This window comes from Pseudomonas sp. B14-6 (genome assembly GCF_013260315.1).
GTDB classification, from domain to species: Bacteria; Pseudomonadota; Gammaproteobacteria; order Pseudomonadales; family Pseudomonadaceae; genus Aquipseudomonas; species Aquipseudomonas mandelii.
Genome location: NZ_CP053929.1, coordinates 1,021,607 through 1,043,361 on the forward strand (window position 1 = coordinate 1,021,607; position 21,755 = coordinate 1,043,361).

At 52.4% G+C, this 21,755-nt stretch carries 16 protein-coding genes and 3 pseudogenes; 8 read left to right on the plus strand and 11 right to left on the minus strand.

The genetic code is table 11. From position 1 onward, the window contains the following. From HP062_RS04640 to HP062_RS04650, 3 genes are all read left to right on the plus strand, one after another. Complete coding sequence (locus tag HP062_RS04640; protein WP_256666090.1) at positions 1-267, plus strand: tyrosine-type recombinase/integrase; 267 nt, start codon at positions 1-3, stop codon at positions 265-267. A gap of 196 nt (positions 268-463) precedes the next feature. Next, positions 464-661: a hypothetical protein gene (locus HP062_RS04645; RefSeq protein ID WP_172790919.1), complete on the plus strand. Its 198-nt coding sequence runs from the start codon at positions 464-466 to the stop codon at positions 659-661. A 59-nt stretch (positions 662-720) separates the two neighbouring features. Further along, a complete protein-coding gene (locus HP062_RS04650; protein WP_172790920.1) occupies positions 721-1,032 on the plus strand; it encodes a hypothetical protein in 312 nt (103 codons plus the stop codon). 268 nt (positions 1,033-1,300) lie between these two features. Here HP062_RS04650 and HP062_RS04655 read toward each other — a convergent pair whose 3' ends face one another. Next, complete coding sequence (locus HP062_RS04655) at positions 1,301-1,732, minus strand: hypothetical protein (protein WP_256666091.1); 432 nt, start codon at positions 1,730-1,732, stop codon at positions 1,301-1,303. 914 nt (positions 1,733-2,646) lie between these two features. Between HP062_RS04655 and HP062_RS04660 the strand changes: the two genes are divergently transcribed. Beyond that, a complete protein-coding gene (locus HP062_RS04660; protein ID WP_172790921.1) occupies positions 2,647-3,012 on the plus strand; it encodes an MbcA/ParS/Xre antitoxin family protein in 366 nt (121 codons plus the stop codon). A gap of 823 nt (positions 3,013-3,835) precedes the next feature. Here the strand turns inward: HP062_RS04660 and HP062_RS04665 are convergent. Both HP062_RS04665 and HP062_RS04670 read right to left on the minus strand, forming a co-directional pair. Further along, entirely contained in the window at positions 3,836-4,330 is a 495-nt protein-coding gene (locus HP062_RS04665; RefSeq protein ID WP_172790922.1) for a hypothetical protein, read from the minus strand. 358 nt (positions 4,331-4,688) lie between these two features. Next, positions 4,689-9,034: pseudogene (locus HP062_RS04670) on the minus strand (NACHT domain-containing NTPase). 211 nt (positions 9,035-9,245) lie between these two features. Here HP062_RS04670 and HP062_RS30820 point away from each other — a divergent pair. Continuing rightward, a complete protein-coding gene (locus tag HP062_RS30820) occupies positions 9,246-11,246 on the plus strand; it encodes a hypothetical protein (RefSeq protein ID WP_218585112.1) in 2,001 nt (666 codons plus the stop codon). 392 nt (positions 11,247-11,638) lie between these two features. Here the strand turns inward: HP062_RS30820 and HP062_RS04680 are convergent, their stop codons facing one another. The 5 genes and pseudogenes from HP062_RS04680 to HP062_RS04700 form a co-directional block, all read right to left on the minus strand. Then, positions 11,639-12,676, minus strand: coding sequence for a DUF4238 domain-containing protein (locus HP062_RS04680; protein ID WP_172790923.1), 1,038 nt, complete (start codon positions 12,674-12,676; stop codon positions 11,639-11,641). A 127-nt stretch (positions 12,677-12,803) separates the two neighbouring features. Next, positions 12,804-13,025 (minus strand): annotated as a pseudogene (locus HP062_RS04685) (restriction endonuclease); the annotation flags it as partial. A gap of 5 nt (positions 13,026-13,030) precedes the next feature. Beyond that, a pseudogene (locus HP062_RS04690) lies at positions 13,031-13,180 on the minus strand (IS3 family transposase); the annotation flags it as partial. Positions 13,181-13,438: 258 nt separating this feature from the next. Next, the gene (locus HP062_RS04695; protein WP_172790924.1) at positions 13,439-14,293 is read right to left on the minus strand and encodes a hypothetical protein; all 855 of its coding nucleotides are present in this window, start codon (positions 14,291-14,293) and stop codon (positions 13,439-13,441) included. 90 nt (positions 14,294-14,383) lie between these two features. Continuing rightward, a complete protein-coding gene (locus HP062_RS04700) occupies positions 14,384-15,937 on the minus strand; it encodes a caspase family protein (protein WP_172790925.1) in 1,554 nt (517 codons plus the stop codon). Positions 15,938-16,177: 240 nt separating this feature from the next. Here HP062_RS04700 and HP062_RS04705 point away from each other — a divergent pair, with 240 nt between their 5' ends. After that, positions 16,178-17,122 carry a DUF6685 family protein gene (locus HP062_RS04705; protein ID WP_256666092.1) on the plus strand — a complete coding sequence of 315 codons (945 nt, stop codon included), beginning with the start codon at positions 16,178-16,180 and terminating at the stop codon, positions 17,120-17,122. A 52-nt stretch (positions 17,123-17,174) separates the two neighbouring features. Here HP062_RS04705 and HP062_RS04710 read toward each other — a convergent pair whose 3' ends face one another. Then, positions 17,175-17,492 (minus strand): hypothetical protein, encoded by a 318-nt coding sequence (locus HP062_RS04710; protein ID WP_172790926.1) that lies wholly within the window; start codon positions 17,490-17,492, stop codon positions 17,175-17,177. A gap of 198 nt (positions 17,493-17,690) precedes the next feature. Here HP062_RS04710 and HP062_RS04715 point away from each other — a divergent pair, with 198 nt between their 5' ends. Further along, complete coding sequence (locus tag HP062_RS04715; protein ID WP_172790927.1) at positions 17,691-17,951, plus strand: hypothetical protein; 261 nt, start codon at positions 17,691-17,693, stop codon at positions 17,949-17,951. 67 nt (positions 17,952-18,018) lie between these two features. After that, positions 18,019-19,238, plus strand: a protein-coding gene (locus HP062_RS04720) for an IS3 family transposase (RefSeq protein ID WP_372242693.1) whose coding sequence is annotated in 2 segments (ribosomal slippage) — positions 18,019-18,364 and positions 18,364-19,238 — 1,221 coding nt in all. Because the reading frame shifts where the segments join, the coding sequence is not laid out codon by codon here. A gap of 705 nt (positions 19,239-19,943) precedes the next feature. Here the strand turns inward: HP062_RS04720 and HP062_RS04725 are convergent. Together HP062_RS04725 and HP062_RS04730 are read right to left on the minus strand one after the other, a co-directional pair. Then, the gene (locus tag HP062_RS04725; RefSeq protein WP_172790929.1) at positions 19,944-20,408 is read right to left on the minus strand and encodes a hypothetical protein; all 465 of its coding nucleotides are present in this window, start codon (positions 20,406-20,408) and stop codon (positions 19,944-19,946) included. Positions 20,409-20,499: 91 nt separating this feature from the next. Then, positions 20,500-21,462, minus strand: a complete 963-nt coding sequence (locus HP062_RS04730; RefSeq protein ID WP_172790930.1) for a restriction endonuclease — start codon at positions 21,460-21,462, stop codon at positions 20,500-20,502. Positions 21,463-21,755: the final 293 nt, after the last annotated feature.

A 21,755-nucleotide genomic window follows, 5' to 3' on the forward strand; every position in this document is an offset into this window, starting at 1 on the left:
GTGCTGCGCCGCATTTTCAAAGAGGCAGGATTGCCAGCGGAGTTGTATAGCAGCCACTCGATGAGGCGCGGCTTTGCAACTTGGGCGTCCGCCAACGGGTGGGACATCAAGGGGCTGATGAGCTATGTGGGCTGGAAGGACATGAAGTCGGCGCTGCGCTACGTGGATGCCAGCATGTCGTTCGGCGGAATCGTTTTGCGCGCGGCCCAGCAGGCGCCCTCCATTGAGAGTAGAAGAGTTTCCGGTGATCACCCACGCACTGATTGACTCCTAGGCATGCGAGGCCTACAGGTGTTCTGCTCTGCCCCGTCGGCGCCACGTCACTAGCCGCCAGTGTTACCTTGCGTGCTATGTCGATGATGGGGGGCGTTTGCATGGCTGGCGGTTCGAGCCCCAATGGCGCAAGTCGATGGGCCCTAAGCTACACAACGTGAAGGCAAGTTAGAGAGGAAGGAGTAACGCCATGGCATGGTTTACTGATGATCGTTCGGAGCGGGAGAAAAACAGAGAAAAAGCCTTCATCAAAGCTGTTAACAACCTCAAGACCCTCGCCGTCACCGCGGATGGAGGCATGTCCATTGACCCAATTGAGATTCAGGACAAAGTCATAGCGGCGCGCTTAGGGCTTCGGCATTTCGTCACACTGAAAAGGGACAAATAATTTCTATGCAAGGTGAAGTACGCTGTTGTGTTTGAGATCCGCAGGCCGAGAGGAACGCCATGTCAGATAAAAAAATGCTCACTGCTCGAGAGGTCTACCTGGTTCTGCGTGACGTCTCCATGATTTCACGCTCAGTGCGCAGAATTACAAACGCCACTTGGGATGAGATCTATTGCGGGCTGATGACCGTTAACGTCGACGACTGGGTGATAACGCTCTACAGCGACTGCGGAGAGTTAGACTACTGCGATAGCTGTTACAGCCCCGAAGGCCGAAGGTACGAATTCAGCTCAAGAGATGCATCCGAACCTATCGACCTTCTGACTCCTGCCGAGCATCGCCAGCTCGAGGAGCTCCTTCGCCGTATCTGATTCCACCTAAACGTATCACTCGACAATCCCCGTGGCGAAAACGCTCTTCGGAAAACAGGACTTCACAAAAAGCGCAGCTGATTGCACAGAATGGACTATTGCTACACTCGGATTTCAGCTGGATGGATGCCTGTCATTGGACTGCAACTCATGCTCGTTGTCTCCAGGGTATCCAGTGGTTCACGCCCCATCGCTTCCATTAGTGCATTAGCAAGCCAAACCGCATCGTGCATGCTGAATGAATAACCAATGAAGTCGAACACAAGCTCTACCCCACCGCCTTCAATTGTATAGACCCCACCGCCTCAGTTTTGTCGCTCTTATCCACCGCAAGCTCAACAACATAGACTTGATCTTTTGTCTCATGGCCGTCGAATCGGCCATCAGCACTGTAGCTCCATTCGCCCGACACCCTTTTTCGAAATGTCCTCTCAAGCTTGCTATCGCGTACGGTAGGCGTTGGTACAAATCCTGCCAAATTCCCAACGGTAACGAGCACGGCATCGTAGAGACAGCTCGCGATATCTTCAGCTATGGCGTCGGAGAGCCTGATCGGCATGATGTCTAAAATCAGGCCGACATAGTGATCCCCCTGCCTGGACACCTTGCACGAATACAGCTCGTCATGTTCCCGCCCGCGCCAGCAAACAAATTCGCGCTCCGCAAAAAACGTTGCTGGTAGTACTTCATTTTTGCCCACAAATTTCACCAATACGTTGTTCTTAAAAATAACAACGGACGCTGCGCAGGAAAACTTTAGCGACAGGGTGAAATATTTTTGGACGCTAGAATTCTAGGCCTTTGAACCAAGCGGCCAGAAAGTGGCTTAGGTTCGTGCAAGCTGGTACGGCGTATCGCGAACTCGCTTCGATACGCTAGCTGAAAGCGTCAGCCAGTTTTGTCGCCCGCTGGTACTGGCGTTGTTCGTGCGGCCCTGCTTCGGTGACGCCACGCACCTACCGCTATTGAAATAATCCTCGATCGACCTCAAGTTTTTTTATAACGATCCGTTTTTCATCTGTATGCCCTCAGCGAGAAAGCAATTTTGAACCGATCAACAACTGACTTTGCCCAGTCCCTGAGTGGCGCTATAGCGTTTTCTCAAACGATTCAAGGCAATCGGCAGCGCAGAGCGTGGGAGCGACTCATCAATTACATCGGTTCGTCCGACTCCCTTCCGGAGTTTGACAAAGCTTCGGCCCGGGCTGAGGGATATGCCCAAGCCCTGGTAGACAGCGAACAGATCTACACCCAATCCACTGAGCGCGACCTACTGATAATTGCGACCATTGATGAATGGCGCCGGCACCACATTCACTCAAATACTCCGATCAGCGTGTAGCACTACCCTCCCCTTGGGGCCACTTGGTTACTCATTATGCGGGCTGGTGAGAGGCCATGGTTTTGGGCGTGCCCCTGGTCGGGGATGGCTGTCGTAAACCAAGCCTACGCGCAAGGCGCTGGTCTTGGCCCTAGCGGGCTTCCATCCGCACGCCTGCGCGCTATGCTTGCCTGCCCCCTCGCCCCGTTTGGGGGCTGTAACGTAGCTTTGTGCGCTGTAACGCATGCAGAGTTACAAAGCACAAAATTACGTTACAGCTCATATGGTGGAGCATGAAATCAGTCACATCCAGCGCCGAAAACGCTGTGCTTAGCAAAGCTTTTATCCAAGCCGGAAAAGGGTTGGGGCTTGATGACACTGATCTATCAGCTGTCTTGGGCGAGCAGGTTTCCACTGTGCTGCGTCTACATCACGGACATGAACTGCTTGAACCTAGCACCGAAGCGCGGAGACGGGCCATCCTCTTGGTTGAGCTGTATCTGTCATTGCTCGCGCTTGCAGGAACCGAGCAAAATGCGAAGATCTGGCTAAGCAGCATGAATCGAGGTCTGAGTGGTCGACCACGCGATCTCATCGCATGCCGAGCAGGACTGGAGCAGGTCGTCCAGTATCTCGCTGCTAATCGTTCACTCATTTAACATCTCCTGCACATCGCTGAAAATGCTGCCATGGAACACGAAATCAGGAGTGCGGCATGAAGTGGTTCGGTCGATTGATAGGACTTGTTTGTCGAGACAACAGATCTGGCCAAGAGCAAGCCAGAGATCGGGCGTTCATAGCAGCCCTCAACAATCTGAATTCTCTGCGCGTGACACCAGACGGCGGTATGTCGATCGATCCCGATGAGATACGAGAGCAAGTGATAGCGAGTCGCCTGTCACTCAAGCGATTCGTGCGATGACCAACTGGGATTCAACTGACGAATTGAGCCGAGCCTTAGGCTCGAAGGGGCGATAGCAGGGACAGCATTGCATCGTGCTCAACTACCACCCCTTGAATCACACAAGCACTCCCTTCTCTCAGATCGTACCCTCCAAGCGCTTAACGGAATGCGTGACTTCTCGAATGGTGAGTTGATCCATCTCAATTTTACGGATTCGACCTTACCCCCAGGTTGTAAGCCCAGAGCGACCCGCACCTAAGTCGAAGAGGTGGCTGGGCCTGTGAAGTCGTGCTCGCTATCCCATCGAATCCATGGCCAAACATCTTGGCTCATTTTTGGTGGTACTCCCGGATCCCCACGTTAATGCAGGCACCTTCAGTGACCGTTATAGGAGAGGTATGGGCTGAGTGCTCGATCAAGCTAAATCATCATTTGCCTTCGATACCTGCGCTCTACCTTCGCGCGATGGCTCGACGCCGCCCGCGCGATGCGGCATACGATCGGTTTTTTCGCGAGCTGCTTGAAATCTACCGTGGTGATTAGCTTCTAGTACAGCGCTTAACCACGGGCATGATAATTCACCAGCTCAGATGAAGGCCCATCTCATGCCAGGTGCTGATGTCATCGGAAGCCAACGCCTGGATATACCTGAAGCCTTCCGCTTTAAAGCGATCAACGTATTCATCTCTGCAACGCAAATGGATGCCCTTTTTGTTCAGCTTTTGAAAGTGTTCCTCCATGCAGCCTATCAGCATCGCGATGCTGCGATAGTCATGGCTCATTGTGTCCACTGCAACCGATCTGATGTGAGCGTAAGGTGCGGTAGTGCCTTGACCGCACTGAGCCTTGAACCCGTCTTCAGAAATAAAATCGTCGTTGGAGTGGCCGAAATGGACAAACCCGGCAAATTCATCATTCATTTCACAGATAATGAAGTTATTAGGATTCAGTCGAATCCATTGTTCAAATTCATCTAGCGTCGCCAACCCGTCGCCGACCCAAGAGGCGCTTTCGACACGATGGCAGTTGACCGCGTCGCTAGCAATGGCTGAGCGTAATACGAAGTAAGACATGAGAAGCGCCTAGCAGAGAGTTGAGGCCGTAATGGTAAACGGCCATCACAGTACTTGCATCAAATGCTTAATCTGATGCTTCACCGCTCTGTTCCTATAGGCCTCATTGAGAGAAAGCTACAAACCGGGAACCGCTTCTCGCTTAGAAGGTTTCACAGTTGCTCACTACCCACCTAATGATAGGAAGCTGAGACGAGCTGGTTTGGTGGAGACATGGCATCCCTGCCGTGTCCGGCATCAGCTTCCTCTCACTAGCTATGCAAGCCATCTTGGGTGGATGCGATTGTATTGCTGAGAAATCCCTAAAGCTCCACCACCCTTCTCGCTCTCTTTCAAATTGCTCAGCCACCGCTGGCTTTCATTCATCAGTGCTCTGACTAGCCTCCGCCTGATTGGCCTCGATGGCTTTGATCGCGGCAGCTCCTCCTCGCTTGGTGAGATCTATGCCGATGACCTTGATGTCTTCGACGTTAGGAAACCTCGAAGCTATGACCAACCAGTGTTCTTGCAATGCGATTACTAGATCATTAAACCCGACCCGGTCTTTGGTGGGCGTTTCCCACGTCACCTGACCTCCATGATTTACCAGCAAAAAGATGCCGCAGCTTGAGCTTATGTCGCGTAGGTAGTCCCCGCAGAGTTGGTTTTCAAGTCGTTCGAAATGCCCAGGGCCGCTCCAGTTCTGTGAAAGCTTAAGCTCGACAGGCACGGGCGCGTAGTTCTGGCTGTTTTGGAATCGATAATCAGGGCGTTTGTCATCGGCAAGCTGCTCTTCCTGCGGCACGACGTAGCGTCCCGCAGCATGATCCCTCAGCCACTTACCGATGAACTTCCGGATGGAAGTCTCCTGATTGGTCTGGAGCAAAATTTCTGCGTAGCTCGAATCGCTATCTTCAAGATCATGCTTTAAGTCCAGAAGTCGATCTATCGCGAGATTCCAGAGGTCACGGTGGGTGGATGGCGTGCTTTCCAGCGACTTATGAAATTCAACGATCTTCGATGGTTCCCACGGCGGCGTCTGCGAGTCGGCTGTAGCTTTTTGCTGAGCGTAGAATGCACTCCAGGAACGTAATCGCTCTGCAGGGTGGGCCTGTGCGATTTCCTGCAATGCTAGGAATGATTCCTTCCCAGGCGTCTCTCGGATAAAAGCTAAAAGCCCATCACGAGCATTCTGGGCATCGTCCCTAAGTCCTGGCGAATAGACTCCTTTTCCTGCACGGTCAATGTCTTTTGCAATACGTATGTATGTGTGCATCAGCAGATACAGCGATTTGACATGCTCAACCGTTTTGTACTTCTGCCGACAACGGCTGGCAGTGCGGCTTCCGACAATCGCAATCAGGCAAAGCATGGCAAATGTGGCTTTTTCCTCATCTGAAGATAACGAGTCGATGCGAGCTACCAATGCTGGGATAGCAAGCGCCGGCTCCACTCCAACCCACACGGCATACCAAGTCGGCGCAATCTCCGAATTGACCTCTTCTATGGCACGCTTGCAGGCGAGCTCAGCCAGTAACTCATCAGCGACCGACGACTCCTGCACAATGCTCAGCACGAGCTGGATCGACTCAAGGTCGCTTATGTGCTGTGTCAGCCGGAGCATGAGCGGAGCAGCAAGCTCCTCGTACATCCAGCTCCCCCCCAACGCATTCTCTGTAGCACCCGATTGCCGCCTAACTCCAAACTTGGCGCATCCATCTCGTAATTGATTTCACGCAGTACGACTTCTTGGATAACTCGCGGGTACAGCCCAAAGAGCTTGGGAAACCACTCCGGAAAACCGTTCAGCTCAAGCATCCCATAGCGAGCTGCGTACTCAGCGTCATCGACGGACAACTGCGAGAAGCGGGATGGCTCCTCTTTGGCCTCGATAGCGAGCCCAGCCAATCCAAAAATCACCTGGTATGGGGTCGAATTGGCAGGAGCCCCCTCAGATGGCAAAGTTGGGCAATACTCCCGCCAGAAATTAACAGCGCCAATACGAAACGCTTGGGCGACTGGCAGGCTAAACTCAGTTATGAGCGACTGCCAATCGCCGCTGCTCCAAGTACTTGACGACGATGAGCCCTCACGCATCCGTTCCATTAGGTAAGATTGGCTTCGAGTCATCACGCCTGGCTTGGGGCCATTTATCTGGGCCACTTCGGCGGCGAGCCCTTCTCGCCAAGAGCGCCGATGCTCTGCCTCTTCAGACTTTCGCTGGGCGGCTTCTTCCTTCCACTGAGCCTGCTTGATCTCCCACTCCTCAACTTCTCGCTCCGGTGGGTTTAAGAGAATTTCAAGCTTCTCGCGAAGCTCGTCCTGAGCATCAGCTGATTGCCGAAGTTGGGTCTCCCACGAGGATGGTTTGCCGTGCTGTGTGTAGATGTTAAACGCCATGCTGAGCGATATCTGTCGATCATGCATATTCGTGAGGCTAGCGATGTTGTCGCAGGCGAGGCCAAAGTTTTCGCTATTCAACGACCAGAATGGCCGGAAACCAATCAACTGCCAGACGTTAACTACAGGTTCCCCGCGATGCACTCGACCGTTACGAGCTACTCCAACATCATACCAAAACAGCTTGTAATCGAGCTCCGGCCAAGTAGGCACGATCTCCCGGAGTTTTTCTCCGAGCTCTCGAGTATCTCGCTCTTCATAACTGTGCGCTTGGGCCAGCTTGCTCAGAATCGCGAGGGCCGAGTCATCAAGCGCAAACGGGTCTCGTGCCTGGAGCAAACGGAGCACTGCCATACCAGCTATCTCGGCTAGCCAGCCGTACCTTTTAGAGATAGCGCTGAAACCGTGCTGTTCAGTTGGAGGCTTGTCCAAAAGCACACCGAGCCCGCATATGAGGGCTGGCAGATTTTCTAGCGGACAATCCATCGCCAGGGAAGAAAGCTTCAACGCTAGGGCATCTCTACCGCTATAGCGCTCCTTCTTCGCACTTCTCTCGATTGCCTTTAGCAGCCAAGGGAGCCATTGAGTATCGAGCGCAAGCCCATCAAGCAGCTCAGCTAACCATTCCCGGTTAACTTTGGAGTCTCCTGCCAGCAACGCTAGGCGCACATCGGCTACATCTTGGGCAGTTCCCAGGTCGATAACAGCTCGGATTGCTGCCAAACGAGTATGTTTGTGCTGAGCATTGAGGGCAAATTGCTTAGTCTCTGCAAGTGCCCCCACCACCTCACCCTGCCATACCATTCTTAAAAGGAACCAGGCGATGTCATCGTTGGTACGGTAAAGCGTCAGTAGCTCTTTGATGTCTTCAGTGAGATCGTGGTGCGCGAATCGCTGCACGGCTGAATAGTCAGTCATCGCCCAACTGTGAGCCGGCTGCGCCAAGTGCTCGCACGCTTTACGCAACACTCTCCGACGTGTACTCAGTGGAAGCTGTCCAGGATCGCCGCCCTCAAAAAACACTTCCGGAGCAACCTCCTCTAGCCGTGTACAAATGGGCTCATCCAATAGCGCTAGCCAGGGCAAAACTGGACGCATCGAAGGATTGATAACCTCCAGCCCGTATTGTGTACAGAAGAACAAGTTCTCGATTTTGACCCGCGAACCTGCGCCACGTATCAGCTCGTGGAGCCATTCAGCTGTTAGGTATTCTCGGACAGTACGATGGTGGAAACGAACGGTTCCATAGATGCCAGGCTCGAAAATTGGCCGATTCAGCAAGGCTGCTGATTCGGTGTCATTCCAATCCGTCAGCACGTCGCGAATGGGAATCCCACTTTTATTGGTCTCACCATCAGGAGGGATGCGGATCGCAGACGTTTGCCCTAATGTTGTTGCTGCTGCAATTAGGCGCACGCCTTCTCTGAGCCTATCTGGAGCAATGGGTCTAGATTCGGCGCGATCTTGGTCACGCTCTTCAAGGCGGCGATTAATGCTGCTTTTCATGAGTTCCCAGCGCGAGCCTATTCGATGGTGCTCAAGCCAAAAATCGACGAGCTCCAGGAAATCCAGAGGGCGCGTGGTTAGCGACCAAGCTTCCTTGCGCTCAACTGCGGAACGAAACCCTTTGATGTCTTGGACGCCAGTGGCATTTAAGAAGCGATCAATCTGCTCGTCATGGATGTCGTCCAACGTCACCAAGAGGAACGACGTTTCTGGCTCGGTTTTGTCTGTAACCGTTTGCATAACTTCCACAAAACCATCAGTAGTTTTGGAAGATGCGCGCCGAGCTACAGGCCCAAAAGCAAAAGCCTTTTCACAGATAGCAAGATCCGTCTTTGCGCGCCATGCTGTGCTTCGTCCAGTGATGATTATGTGCGCTCGGGTCAAAGCGTTTTGGGTCAATCGGCCAAGTTTTCGGATCGCACGATCGAAATCCTTCGGATCATTTAACCGAGCCTCGTCGACTGAATCCATGAGGAGCCAGCCCTCTGCATCTGAAGAGCGCCAGCTCTCAAACTCATCAAACGTCCCCACCTCGAAGGCGTCCTCCAAGTCTGAAGTGACGTTCTCAATACGAAGAAAGAAAGAAGTTTTGCCTTGGCTCCGGAGCTGGCAAGCGACGTTTCGGATCTCAGCAGTTTTACCTGATCCCGCCTCGGACAGCAGTATCACCCGATTATGAGTTAGCAAGTCAGGCCAGTGGAGCTCTCCCTGCCGGCTATGCCTACCGCTTAGGTCGACATCGTCAGACGCATCAGCATCAAAAGGGATTTTGGAGAAAGTGCGGCCAAGGTCAATGAAGGCGTCCGAGTGCTTGGTCATAGCAGATCTCAAAGCAGGTCAGGAGCAGTCCCGACGAGGGCTGCAGAGTCTCCACCATCCTACTCGAATGCTGTCTTCGCCGGTGACCTGTGGTGGGAGATCGACTCGTATTCCGGATCCCCTCATGGCGAGAGCGGCCTGATTGCTTTGTGGTGCCATGGCGCTCACGCAAGCCTGGCTGCTTTCCCCGGCCCGCGCTGGGATCTGGCCTATGCATGAATTCAACCTAGCCAATCTCAACTTGCTCAAGAGTCCGCCGTTTGCGGTGCCCGACATTTATCGCCAAATCGATCAAAGCAACCACCATAGTCATCTAGACGCACTAATGGCAATGGGCTACGGTTCTAGTCCTACGGGCTCCATATTGCGACCCTGTTTTCGTAAGGACACGGATATGATCGATGAGCTTCAAGCCAGTAAATCTTGCTTTTTCTACCGTCAGAAAGTTTCGATCACATCCATTGCGATTACCGCCCTGTTTAGAGCAGTCAGGGGCGCCCAGACGTCCCCTTCGAACAACTTTTTCTCCTACATCCGCCAGCCCCAAGGGGCCGCAATCTGGTCTGCGCTTTGCTTTCAGTTCGATAAAACACCGGCGTTCCTGCCTGGCGCGGACGAGGTTATCGACCGGGTTACGGGGTATCTTCTAATCGTCGAACACCGTGGCCACGTAGCCATCTTCAAGTCTCAGATCGATGTCACTCCGGACTTCTCCAAGCGCCATCTTCAGCGCATCGGTGCCCAAGACGTCGACCGTGGCTTGACCAGCAAGGATTCAGTATTCGCCCGGGTTCGGCTGCGGCACATGACGCTGTCCCGATTCGCTTTGAGAAGTAAGACACTCGAAGGAGAGAATCTCCAGAACAACGTGGGTATGGCCTCCTCGGCTCGTTTTGCCCCCCTGGGTTACAGCTTCACTGAGGCGAACGAGCACTTTTCAACTACACCACGAACCGGCCGAATTTCACTTCGAGCGGATCGTGCTGGCTACCCGGAGTTGGTGGATTACGCCTGCGGTATTATCGACCGTCTGCATCCTCGACCCGGAAGGCCTTCGTCTTCTCCCTTCTTGGCAGCTTTCGCCAGACCGCTCGAGCTATCGGATCTGAATGCTTCGCCTACCCAATTTGCGGTAGACACAGCCATCCTGGGGCAAGCGGTCTTTGACGACAAAGTAATTCGTTTGGTCAGGCGTGATGGTGTTGGTTTTCGCGAGCTGCCGAAGGCCGAGGTCGACCCGATATTAGCTGAGCTGACGGACGTATTGGGGGTTGGTAAAAACGCCACTGGCAAGTTGGTGGTCTCCCAGTCCGACACAGGCGCCGAGGTGGGAGAGATATCCATCAACAAAACGCGAATTGCACTGAAGCGCCTGACGCTTCCAGCGCTCTCCGATGTCTTTGTCGAGGACACCCAATTCGCCTTGGGCGCGGACGAAAATCGTACCCTGCTGAAGCAGTTCATCGATAAGGAGGACACGTTCATCGTCCTTTTCGACCAGCCTCGTTTTGCCTACTTGGACGGCAGCCTGTACCAGGATGACTCTTTGATCAACGGAGGAACTCAATTCCTTGGCTACTTGTTCGGCAACGCTGAACTTGCAGGTGTCACGGACGAGAAAGGAGCCTTCACGGCTGCGCACCGTACGTTCGATCGATACTCTACATTCGGCGCAGTATTATCGACGGTTGCTCCAGAAGACGACGTCATGGTGTGCGATGACTTAGGTGAGGAATGGGCTGACTTCATTGGTCTTTGGACAAATCCGACCTCGCCCCGAATCACTTTTTACCACGCGAAGCATGGGCCACTGTCTCTTGGCGCAAGTTCGTTCCACGTGTCTGTCGGCCAGGCGATCAAAAACCTAGGCAACCTCTCGCTACCCGCCACCGCCATGGGAAAGAAATTTACGCGTTGGGGTCGTGCCTATACGAATAACAGAGTGAGGACTAGTATTTCTCGCACATGCCGGGGAACAGCAGCCCAGTCGCAGGCGGCAGTTGAGTTTTGCCGGAACGCTCCACATACAGTCAAACGGGTCGCTATCGTTACCTCGTCACTGAGCAAGGCAGCCGTAGAGCAGGAGTTCAGTAACATCCAGGCGGGACGTACCGCGAACCCTTACTTCGTACAGTTGTACTGGCTGCTCTCTTCTTTTTTTGCCGCTTGCAGCGAAGTAGGGGCTTTTGGGTGCGTGATCTGCCAGGACTGAATGCCTTAGGATATTCAGTCTCTCAGAAAAGGGTACCCGATTCGACTCCTCCATCAATACTGGCGAGCGCAGACTTGCTTGTAACGAAGACCGCTTACCTGGGCGGGCATGGTCGCGCCTGAAACCGCAGCGTGCTTGAGCAAATTGTCGATGGACTCTGACGCCGTTTACTCAAGGTTCATCTATGCGTACAGCACAGAGCCATAGGTTCTGAAGAACGCACTTACAGCGAACCAGCAGTCCACGCTGGAGAAGACACCCGAGCTTCGTCGACGTATTGTCACGGCGCTAGCACACCACTTTCATCTCCTCCAAACCCAAGCGTTTCCCGATACTCAAGGGGTTGTCGCTGGGGTTATCACTCACCAGCATTTGGCTCTGCTTGGGTTGCATCAAGCTAACTTCTTGCTCATCAACTCCGTGAGTATCGAGCTCATTTCTCGTGCCGAAAGCCAGCTGGCATTACTTCCTATCTGTGCCTGAACATCAGCAGCACGATCACTCTGGTGTGCGCATATGAAATACCCCATAGAGCACCTTGCGATTTCAAGCGGCAAGTTTTGGGGAGGCGGTGACTGGGATACATCTGTCACCCCTAGAAGGTATTTGTCCGACGCCAGCGGCAGAATCACGTGAACAAGCTCATCATCCTTATCCATAAACGGCTTGAAGGCTCGCTCGCCTCTCACATGGAACAGTACAACGGAATCTCCCAGAGGCAGGTCGCCAGGCTCAAATTTTTGAACGGAGTAATGGAGCGCGGTGAAGCGTTGAGCACGGGCAGCTGGCGACACGGATTCGTTGAGCACGCCAACGTGACTGCGTCTGACCAAATCCGGTATTGAAGACTTGAAACGATCCAACTGGGCAGGCATCTGAGCGGCAAATATCGCAACGAGGGGCTTAAAGATCTGGTCGAGGATTGACTCGTCCAGGGCGAGCAGAGCATGAACCTGCTGATGACTGAGGCCTTGCTCGGCTAGGGCCTGGTTAAACACCGGAGAGCCTGGCCTGAAATGATCTTTAGCCAACGCACTGAGGTTCGCAGGATCTGATAGATGCTCAAGAATGCCACTGGCACATTTATCGACCATTGAATGCATATTCTGGCGCACGTGCCGGCTTCTGATTTCCAGGTGAGCTAACAACCCGGGGATCTTCTCGACCACCGCCTCACTAAGATTGCCGGCACGCAGGTTGTCTACCAACGGTGCGTAAACGTCCTGCTCTTCGTCGGTAATTTTATCGTCCAAATCCGGCTCACTGTCGATGGCATAGAAATGCCTTTCCAGCCCTACGTCTTGAATATTTGCAGATCTGGGAGATTTGCTTTGTTCGTACACCCAGCAACGGACGATTTTTCCGTTACCTGGAATTCTGAACCCTTTTTGCAAAAACCTTGGAATGAAGTGCTGTCGTACCCCTGACATATCGCCCCCCTCCTTTTAGTCTCTATGCAATGTTCTCAGACTTAAGCGCCGTGTCATGCCGCCCCGACGCTTTCAATACGACCAAGGCGTCCACTACGCAACATCATGACCACCAAACGGCAAACGATTAGGCACTTTCTTCCTCGGCCTGGAAAACCTCGATGAGCTTCTGGTTGTATTCATCCAGATAGCTCTGAAGCCCGTCCCGGTCGATCAGCCGGACGCCTGCTGTGCCGGCCAACTCTTTTGCAGACTTTGTATAGTAGGAGTTCGTGACTACCATAGCCTCGTCGCACCCGTAAAAAGCTTTAGCCGAAATGGCTTGCTGCACAGCCGCGTTGCCTACTGTAGTGGTCAACTAATCCCGGACACGACGTTAAGTTTTTTCTCGGCCTGAGCTGGGGCCAGTCCGTTGTTGAATTGGTGCGGTCTAATCCAGTTGTACCGATGCATCAGGTAATGACTGATGTCGCGGTGCGCCTCTTGAGCCGTCATGTAGCCCAGACACCTCTATCTGGCGAGCATTCTCGCCTAAATGGGTGTCCGGCTTCATTAGATCACTTCACGAATGCAGAGCCTTGAGGGTTCATGAGCGTTTACAATAAAACCAATATCCGCAGCCATGGAATCCTCCTCTTATAATGACGTCTAAATTCAAGCACAATTACCACAACCCTTTTAAAGGTTTGATTAATATAATTTTCTATCCTCATTGAAATTCCAGAATTACCATCATAAAAACTTCAGTATTGCATCAGAGGGCTATACTCGATACGGTTGAACGATGACTTTATTAATGGGTTGCCAGCACTCCAATTCGCTCTTGCTGATAGTCCCATCAAAATCCAAGAATTCTCCAGGAACGAGATATTCACAACCATCAAGGTCAAATAGATATTCGTCACCACCTGGAGAACGCCCCGGTTCGGGGACATCATAGATTGAAAATTTCAGATTATCGCCCTGAACCACGAACTCAGGCGACTCTACGCGATAGCGTCTTCCCCAGCGTATCGGCCTATCTAAACTGACCTTTCTAAGCTCTACGCCCTTGTCAGCCCGGTACTCGTCCTTAAACTCAGCCACACAGGCAACGGCGGAGTTGTACATGGCGGCAACCATGATCTGGTGGTAACGATCCACCTCCCCTTTCAGCTTTGAACGCATCAGAGCGATACCATACAAAATCGAAAGGCCATCTGCTGTAATGTCTAAATGGATGGGGGTTTTTCTCTTGGTTTTATACGAGCAAACCAAACGTTCATCAATCCAGCTAAGCTGGCTCTTGTTGTGGGTGATGACGTTCCTAAGCATCGTGAGTATCCGATAAGTCTCTTTTACAGCAATTTCATAGTTATTTTGCTCTGGTAGGGACTTATACTTGAACACATATCCCTTATCCTCCAAGTCGGGGTTTTCCGACTCGAAAACGGCATCCAGTAGTGAGTGAATGATGGTATGCCGCAAGTAAAAACCTACAGTCGTTCGGCCCTGTAGGCTGATCGGAGCGTTACGGGGAGCTTCGTCTTTCCTTACTATGAGAATTTCCGGAGATGGAAATCTAACCCCTCCCATGTAGATAAACTGAAAAATCTCTTGTTTCAATGCGTCAATCATAAGGCTAAGACCAGAATCAGGTTCAGAGAAAGTAATTTAGCTCCGAGGCTTACTCAAGGGCTGACAATCCAGCTCATTGAAACTGCGAGACTAGCTTCCAGAGGCTGCAAGCATAGGGCTCGGCCGCGCATTTCCAAGCTGGAAATCTCTCACTCCATCCAAAATATCTAAAGTATCAGCACCAGCAATCTCGATTTCCAGTCTTCGAGTGTTTAGATCAAAGGTAAAGCAGGCGTCATTGCGAGAGTATGTGACTCGCTTGGCACGATCATCATCCTCAAGTTCTCCTCCATGAGTGTCCCGAATATCTTCAAGGATCTCTACGAGATCATCATAGGAGACCTTCATACGCGAAAATGTAATTACCAAGCGATCAAATTCGCAGTCGAAAACCTCTTCGATGGCATCCCGGTGCGCGTCCCATCCATCCCTCAGCTCCAGTGTCCTATAGATTACATATTCTGTGTGATCATCTGGGTTCTGCCCACTATGAATGGAGTAGCGAAAGAATTGATATGCTAGGTCGCCAGCACCATAGTCCTCTCCCTTTTGCACCTCTTTGCGGCGAGCGCCAAATGCCGCTAGTGTCGCTTGATAAAACTGCTGTATTTCTTCACGTATTTGCTTGTCCAACAGTCCCCTACAAAATTTATCAGCCGAATCGCTATGGCCGTCCGGCTCTCGATGCTTTGAGCGGAATTCAGTGAGTGACCGAATCCGGCCTGTTTCGACGCCCTCTAGATATTCGCTATTGTTAGTAAAGGCGATATTCGCCAACGCCTCATTTGCTGGAGCAACCACGACGGAGGGGTTATCCACGTGACGGATACGGAAGCTTCCGCTGCCAGAGAGGATTGCCTGCGGTGTCTGGTTGCCTTTTATCGTCGTTTCGCGTGAGATGTACTGCGGTACCTTTGCGCGAAGGTAATCGCGAAGACTGGTATCAGTCAGCCAACTTTCGCGCAGAGCCTCTTCAGCCCGGCCCTCCAAAGCTTCAAGCAAAAAATGCGTCCAAATTCCGTGGCCTAGGGGCTCCGCTGGATATGATTTTTCGCGAGGTGAGCAGGAGAGAAAAACACCGCAGTACCAATTACTGTCCAAGAACCGTTCGACTTCAGCCGGCACAAGGCTTGAAATCACATCTCGGGATTCGACCACCGCTGCGAATTTTTCAGCGCAGGCATCTACGAAGATCAGAGCCTGACGGCACTGGCTGCCTTCGATGTGCTCAAGCAAGTCGCCTTGAAGGCTAAGGGTGGTATCCGCGACGTTAACCCGATTGGTATCGAAAACGCTCAGTCGATTTTGCCCAGCCCCGTGGAACCCATGACCAGCGTAATAGAAGATGAATAACTCATTCTCTTCAAGATTCTTGAGGATGTAGCTCAGGTCTTGAAGGGCCGTAAGGGTGGCATCTCCATCTTTGATGACATCGAGATGAAGGATATCCGCCGGGTAAATTTGGCGAAGCGCTGCGGCAAACGCGTCTGCGTCGGCATGAGCGTAAGCTACAGCGGGCAATTCGCCCCTACGGTAGTTTTCCAGAGCAACCACGACTGCGGTCACCCGCGTCGGGGCTACATAGGGAAGATGCATTTCCTCATTGGCTTGCCCTGCAGATCTCCCCTTTACCTTCTTACTCATCCTTGCTCCCCATTCAAGCGACAACCGCCTGACTCTAATGATTACAAACCAGCCTCTGGCTGGTGTGCGGCGCGATCCCGAATGCTAGCGAGTAGCCACCGTTAACTCAATCAGCCTGAGTCAGGATTACGAATGCCCCTCCATTCAATGAGCATATTTAACTACCCATTGAAATTTCTACCTTCGCTTACGACTAAGTCGTTTCTGACACTGGGTTGAGTCGCATTGCTACGCCAGTAAATGCATTCTAATGAAGGAACCCCATCACAAAAGAAAAACCATATGCTCAAAGCGGCAGCTCAATTCGTTGTAGACGCGATCAAAGAAGAATTAGGACACCCTTCCTCCTTAGTAAAACTGATTACCAAGGAACCGGGTCTCAACAAGCCATTGGTTGAATACGACAAAGGTATTTCCAGCGATGAGGTCGTGAAGTGGCATGAGTTCGGCAACCTTTCTTATGAACGTAGCCGCCCATGCAAAGGGAGCCTCAACGGGTTTGGGCACTGCCCTGGAGCCAATCGAAACTATGGGGGCGTGTCGGTACGTCGTGAAGACTTACTCAACCTCGGCACGACTCGAGAGGTGGAGAAATGGGAATGCGACATTCAGGACGTAGATGGCTTTTCGGCTTCAAAGTCAGAGCTCCACTTGTTCAAAAGCATGGATGCGATGGTGGAGAAAAACTCGAGAGAGATGATCGATGAAATCACCCCAGAGAAACTAGCCGAGAACTTGGCTTGGGATGAAATCCGAATCATCAGCCGTGTGGATCATGACTTTTTTCAGACGTGGTCGTGGGATGGACGAGTTTTCTTGATGAATAGCGGTGGCTCCCATCATTTTGCTGCATCTAAGTACATCGCGAAACGCCTCACCATCAAGGTACCTCTAAGCGGTAGATACCTAGTTCACAGCATCAATCAGGTGGCTTTGGAGAGCCTCACTCGAGATTTCGAAATCTTCGTGATGTCGTCTCATCACAGGCATCAAATGGGCTTTCACAGGGCCATGCAGAGCTTCAAGGCAACCTACTACTGGAAGGATCTGCCACGCCCGTACAGCGATCAATGCGCGGTTTTTTTACCGAAAACTGAGAAGAGGTCGGCCAAAGTCGCCGAGATTTTACGCGCATCCGCTTTCCAAGACCTCGGACGCTATTTGAAAGATCTAAGCACACGTTGATTGGAAATCGCATAGGACTTCCGGCTACTTTAGGGGAGTCCTGTATGCGAATTCACTCTCTTCCCACGACCCTTTTCTTCAGCGCATCCAGCTTTCGCTTTACACCTATTTTTGGGTTCAAAACGATGGCTTCCTCATAAACCTGGATAGCCTCATGCAGCTCATCCAGCACCTCATGAGCGAGCCCTTGCACCTTTAGAGCATTTGGTGTCCATGCAGGGTTGGAGTCGGCTCCAAGCGACCTAGCTCGAATCACAGCTTCAAGAGCTTCCCGAGCACGGGATTGGGAAATGTCGGGCTCGTTCAGTATCTTTTCAGCTGCTCCAATAATCCGACTGTAATCGGATGACTTAAGGTTAGCCTTGTCCAAATTCTCCGCATCGACAAAGTTACCGCCCCTGTCATACCGAAATTTACCCATGGAAGAAAAAATAGAACAGGCATGTGATTTCCTCGCTGCATACATCGATGGGTCGCAATCATCGAATTGCCAATCCGGCCAACATGATTGACCCTAGACTACAAGCAGAGTCGACCGGGTGTCGGAATGCATATGACAGGAGCAATGATGCGCGTACTCATCAAATACCAGGATGGCTCGGGCCAGATTACGGAACGGGAAATCTCGGATCTGCGCAAGGAAAACGATGCCAATATTGATGCGTTTTGCCATACCAGAGAGGAGCGTCGGACATTCAATCTCGACCGGATAATGCATGCACTGGCCCCTGATACAGGAGAGGTATTGAACCCATATCAATTAGTGCCATTGATGCGTGATCCCGAATCACTTGACTCTCTAACCTGGAAATTTCGTCAGGCTATCTGAACGAGCCCCATGAAAGACAGGACACCGTTTCCCCCTTACGATAAGGGATAGGCAAACGGTTATGTTTATGACTAATAGCAACGACAAGAGTGGGGAGCTTTTGGGCCAGGAGCGGCGGCGCCGCTGGAGTCCAGAGCAAAAGCTGGCCATGGTTCGCGAGAGCCTTGAGCCAGGACAAAGTGTGTCGGTCGTCGCTCGGCGCAACGGCATCAATGCCAATCAGTTGTTCTTGTGGCGCAAGCTGTATCAGGACGGCAGCCTGTCGGCGGTCAGTGCTGGCGAAGCCGTGGTGCCTGCCTCCGAGCTGAGCGATGCGCTCAAGCAGATCCGTGAACTGCAACGGATGCTGGGCAAGAAAACGATGGAAGCCGAAATCCTCAAAGAGGCCGTGGAGATCGCCCGGTCGCGAAAATGGATTGCGCACTCACCCTTGTTGCCGGGGGACGACCAGTGAAGCTGGTCAGCGAATGTCTCGGTGTGGCGCGCTCGCAATTAACGGTTCGAATCAAGCAATCGGTATCGCCCAAAGTGCGGCGAAGCAGGCCTGTGAACGATGCTGAGCTGGTCGCTGAAATCCAGCAAGAGGTCAGCGAACTGCCCAGCTATGGATACCGTCGCGTCTGGGGACTGCTGCGTCGTGCACGTGAAAAGCGGTCGCTGCCGGCGGTCAACGTGAAACGGGTTTACCGGGTGATGCGTGACCACAACCTTTTGCTTGAACGCCGGATCAAACAGCCCGGCGTGCCGCGTCGGCACGAAGGCCGTATTGCGGTGGAAACCAGTGATACGCGTTGGTGCTCGGACGGCTTTGAGTTCCGTTGTGAGGACGGCGCCAAACTGAGCGTGACCTTCGCCCTCGATTGCTGTGATCGCGAAGCCATCGGCTGGGTCGCGAGCCCGACCGGGTACAGCGGCGATGATATCCGCGACTTGATGCTGGAAAGCGTGGAGAAGCGCTTTGGTGATCAACTGCCCGCTACGCCGGTGCAATGGCTAAGCGACAACGGCTCGGCGTACACCGCCGAACAGACACGCCTGTTTGCTCGACAGATCGGTTTGCAGCCGGTGACCACCCCAGTTCGCAGCCCGCAGAGCAACGGCATGGCCGAGAGCTTCGTGAAGACGCTCAAACGTGATTATGTGGCGCACATGCCCAAGCCGGATCGAGAAACGGCGCTGCGCAACCTGGCAATTGCCTTCGAGCATTACAACGAGCAGCATCCGCACAGCGCCTTGAAATATCGTTCACCGAGGGAGTTCAGGCGCTTAGCGGGAACATCAATTTAACGGGGAGTTGGTGTCCGGTTTGGTAGGGGCAAGTCCACTATCAAGGCACTAAAATTCTTCAGCCTGACTACTCGCGGATTCGCTAAGCGTGAACGCAAGCACGTAGACGCCTTCGTCAAATCCTTAGCCAACACCTCGTCATACACAGATGAAGATATCAGCGAGTGGGTCTACAGCCTTTGGTGCGCAGACCTGTATGACTACCGTGACGGTAACGTTGAAGAATACAAAGGATTGTTAGAACAGATCCCAAATTCACTGCTTGATGAGTGCCGAGCATTCGCTGTACGGATCGTCATGGGTTCCGCTAGGCAGCCAGAAAACCTCGACTGGATGCAGAGGGTTGATGAAGAGTTTTGCCCTCGTCCCCTGGTGCGGAAGCCTTTGCGACCAAGCTGCGATGACTGACGCACGCCCAGAGGCTAACTATCCGTATTAGGTCTTACTGACGGCCCTTGGGCGCTGCACTCAAAAATTTCTTGTTCGGATTGGGCCTCACATTCGCGAATCAGCCCCGAAGTGAACAGTCCAATATTGTACCTGCGCTGTTAGATGCCAGTTTGGGCATCGCGGATACCCAACCCCGGCAGGCCACTGTTGAGGTGATTTCCCTTTCCTGCGTTGCCACGGTGTGCTGCGATTCCTCAAGAAAATGACTTTCTCACCATCCACGAATCACACATCATTCTTCATCCTTCCGGTAGCTCAACCCTTAAGCTTGGAATCAGCCAACGCCTGTGACAGATAGGTATCTGGCGATTGCAATGACTTACGAAACTCGATCGTAAAGCGGTCTCCATCATAGTGGGTGAGACGACCAATCAGGTCTTCCCGGATGGAGAAGGTGTTGTTCAGTTTGCTGGCATCACCACCCTTCCCAACCGCCGTAGGATTATCGGTCTTTGCAAGCACGAGCCTAACTTCCAGTTTCCCTGCCAGGGTCATTTCAAGGTGTCTTCGCAGCAAGTTCCAGCCCGCACGATTGCTGCCGTTCCACCGCGACAGCGAGTCGACATATCGAAGAACCCCATCCGCCGGGCGTTCGAAGTATTGCTCCCAACAACTGATCACCAGAGCGCCATCTGCGGAAATGGCGGAAACGGCCCAATTAGGGTTATCAAGCTTTGCTTTGTAGCGATTAAAAGCTGTCGTGTAGTTCAAGCTTGGCATTTTGCTTTACATCCTTGAATCTGGCAGTGAAAGGATCCGTATATGGACGATCTCAGTCCGGATATTCGTAGTCAACTCAGAGAGATGCTGGTCACCACTTCCCAATGCCCTGCTCGATCAGAAGCTTCGCGAACTGATCACCATCTACCAGTTCGATCTGAATCCCCGTAGCTTCGGCGTACTCCTCGGCCGCCTTTACAGCGCTTTCCGCAATTGTGCCGGATGTGATAACCATCCCTAGATTGGCGTTCGCCGCCTCTATGCCGTCAATTAGCTGCTCGACGACCTTGTTGTTCACCGGGGCTTTGTCATTCCAGTGTTTGGCTTGTACGGCGAGTGTGTATTGGAAAGTTTCGGCAACGCGAAACGTGGCAAGTATGTCTGCACCTTTATCCAAAAGTCTGGGAACAACCGTTGCTGTCTTTGCGCCCATCTGGATCAGCAAATCCTTAATCAGATGCTCGAAAGCGAAGCTGTCCATATGGCCTGACCTGAGATGCTCAACGGTCTCTTTGACCAATGCGGTCTGCAGTTCGTCCTTAAACGATGGTTTGTTCCCGGCCTCCGCCCGTGCAAGAGCATCACGAATGTCGTCGAGCACATCGGTTGCCAGGGCAGTCGTACCATATACCTTCATTCTGGAAATCAATGGAGCTTTTGCGAAATCACGTGGAATCGCTTTCTTATTGTTGAGCCACCGTACGTTGCGCCGATAGCTCGTATCCTCGCCAGCGTGTTCCGGGAGATACAACGCGTCGCTTGTGATTTCAGCCAGGTAAAATTTTGGGCCGTTTGGAACGACCACCAGGTCGCCCATCTTCATGTCTCGGACAAACCGCCACATATGTCCGGCAGCAGCACCAGCACGGCGGAGATTTTTTTCGGTTGCGTAATGGGTGTCATGAAGTTTCTTTCTAAACGCCTTCCAAGATAGCGTCTGATCAAGAAGTCCGGCGGTTGCAGACCAGCCGATGATTACTTGATCGCTTTTGAGCGCCAGCGGCACCTTGTTTACGTTGCTGGGTGCGATTCTGAGAATGAATGCCTGTTGCATGCTAACCGCCTTTTTACCAGCCTCTGTATCGCTCTAGGGCGGAGGCTAGATTGGTTGATTACGTCCGACTCCATGGCGTGGAGAACACGAAGACGGTAAACCTCTTGATGTCTTTGATTGAGCCTATCCGTCAGTTCTATATAAAACTCGTCATCAACCTCTGAGACTAGAGCCAGTGAAATCAGCTTTGTATTCTGGTTGAGCTGTGTGAATTCACAGTCCAAAAAAAGCTTCATGGCCTTCCTTCCTATGCCAATCCGTACGCATAACTGCGGTGTATCCTAGACCAAGGG

Bases quoted from the DNA above. Each gene is read 5' to 3' on its own strand.
- HP062_RS04725 (WP_172790929.1), bottom strand. From the start codon at position 20,408: ATGCCAAGCTTGAACTACACGACAGCTTTTAATCGCTACAAAGCAAAG.
- HP062_RS04700 (WP_172790925.1), bottom strand. From the start codon at position 15,937: ATGAGTAAGAAGGTAAAGGGGAGATCTGCAGGGCAAGCCAATGAGGAA.
- HP062_RS04695 (WP_172790924.1), bottom strand. From the start codon at position 14,293: ATGATTGACGCATTGAAACAAGAGATTTTTCAGTTTATCTACATGGGA.
- HP062_RS30820 (WP_218585112.1), top strand. From the start codon at position 9,246: ATGCATGAATTCAACCTAGCCAATCTCAACTTGCTCAAGAGTCCGCCG.
- HP062_RS04705 (WP_256666092.1), top strand. From the start codon at position 16,178: ATGCATTCTAATGAAGGAACCCCATCACAAAAGAAAAACCATATGCTC.
- HP062_RS04665 (WP_172790922.1), bottom strand. From the start codon at position 4,330: ATGTCTTACTTCGTATTACGCTCAGCCATTGCTAGCGACGCGGTCAAC.
- HP062_RS04650 (WP_172790920.1), top strand. From the start codon at position 721: ATGTCAGATAAAAAAATGCTCACTGCTCGAGAGGTCTACCTGGTTCTG.
- HP062_RS04680 (WP_172790923.1), bottom strand. From the start codon at position 12,676: ATGTCAGGGGTACGACAGCACTTCATTCCAAGGTTTTTGCAAAAAGGG.
- HP062_RS04730 (WP_172790930.1), bottom strand. From the start codon at position 21,462: ATGCAACAGGCATTCATTCTCAGAATCGCACCCAGCAACGTAAACAAG.
- HP062_RS04645 (WP_172790919.1), top strand. From the start codon at position 464: ATGGCATGGTTTACTGATGATCGTTCGGAGCGGGAGAAAAACAGAGAA.
- HP062_RS04715 (WP_172790927.1), top strand. From the start codon at position 17,691: ATGCGCGTACTCATCAAATACCAGGATGGCTCGGGCCAGATTACGGAA.
- HP062_RS04660 (WP_172790921.1), top strand. From the start codon at position 2,647: ATGAAATCAGTCACATCCAGCGCCGAAAACGCTGTGCTTAGCAAAGCT.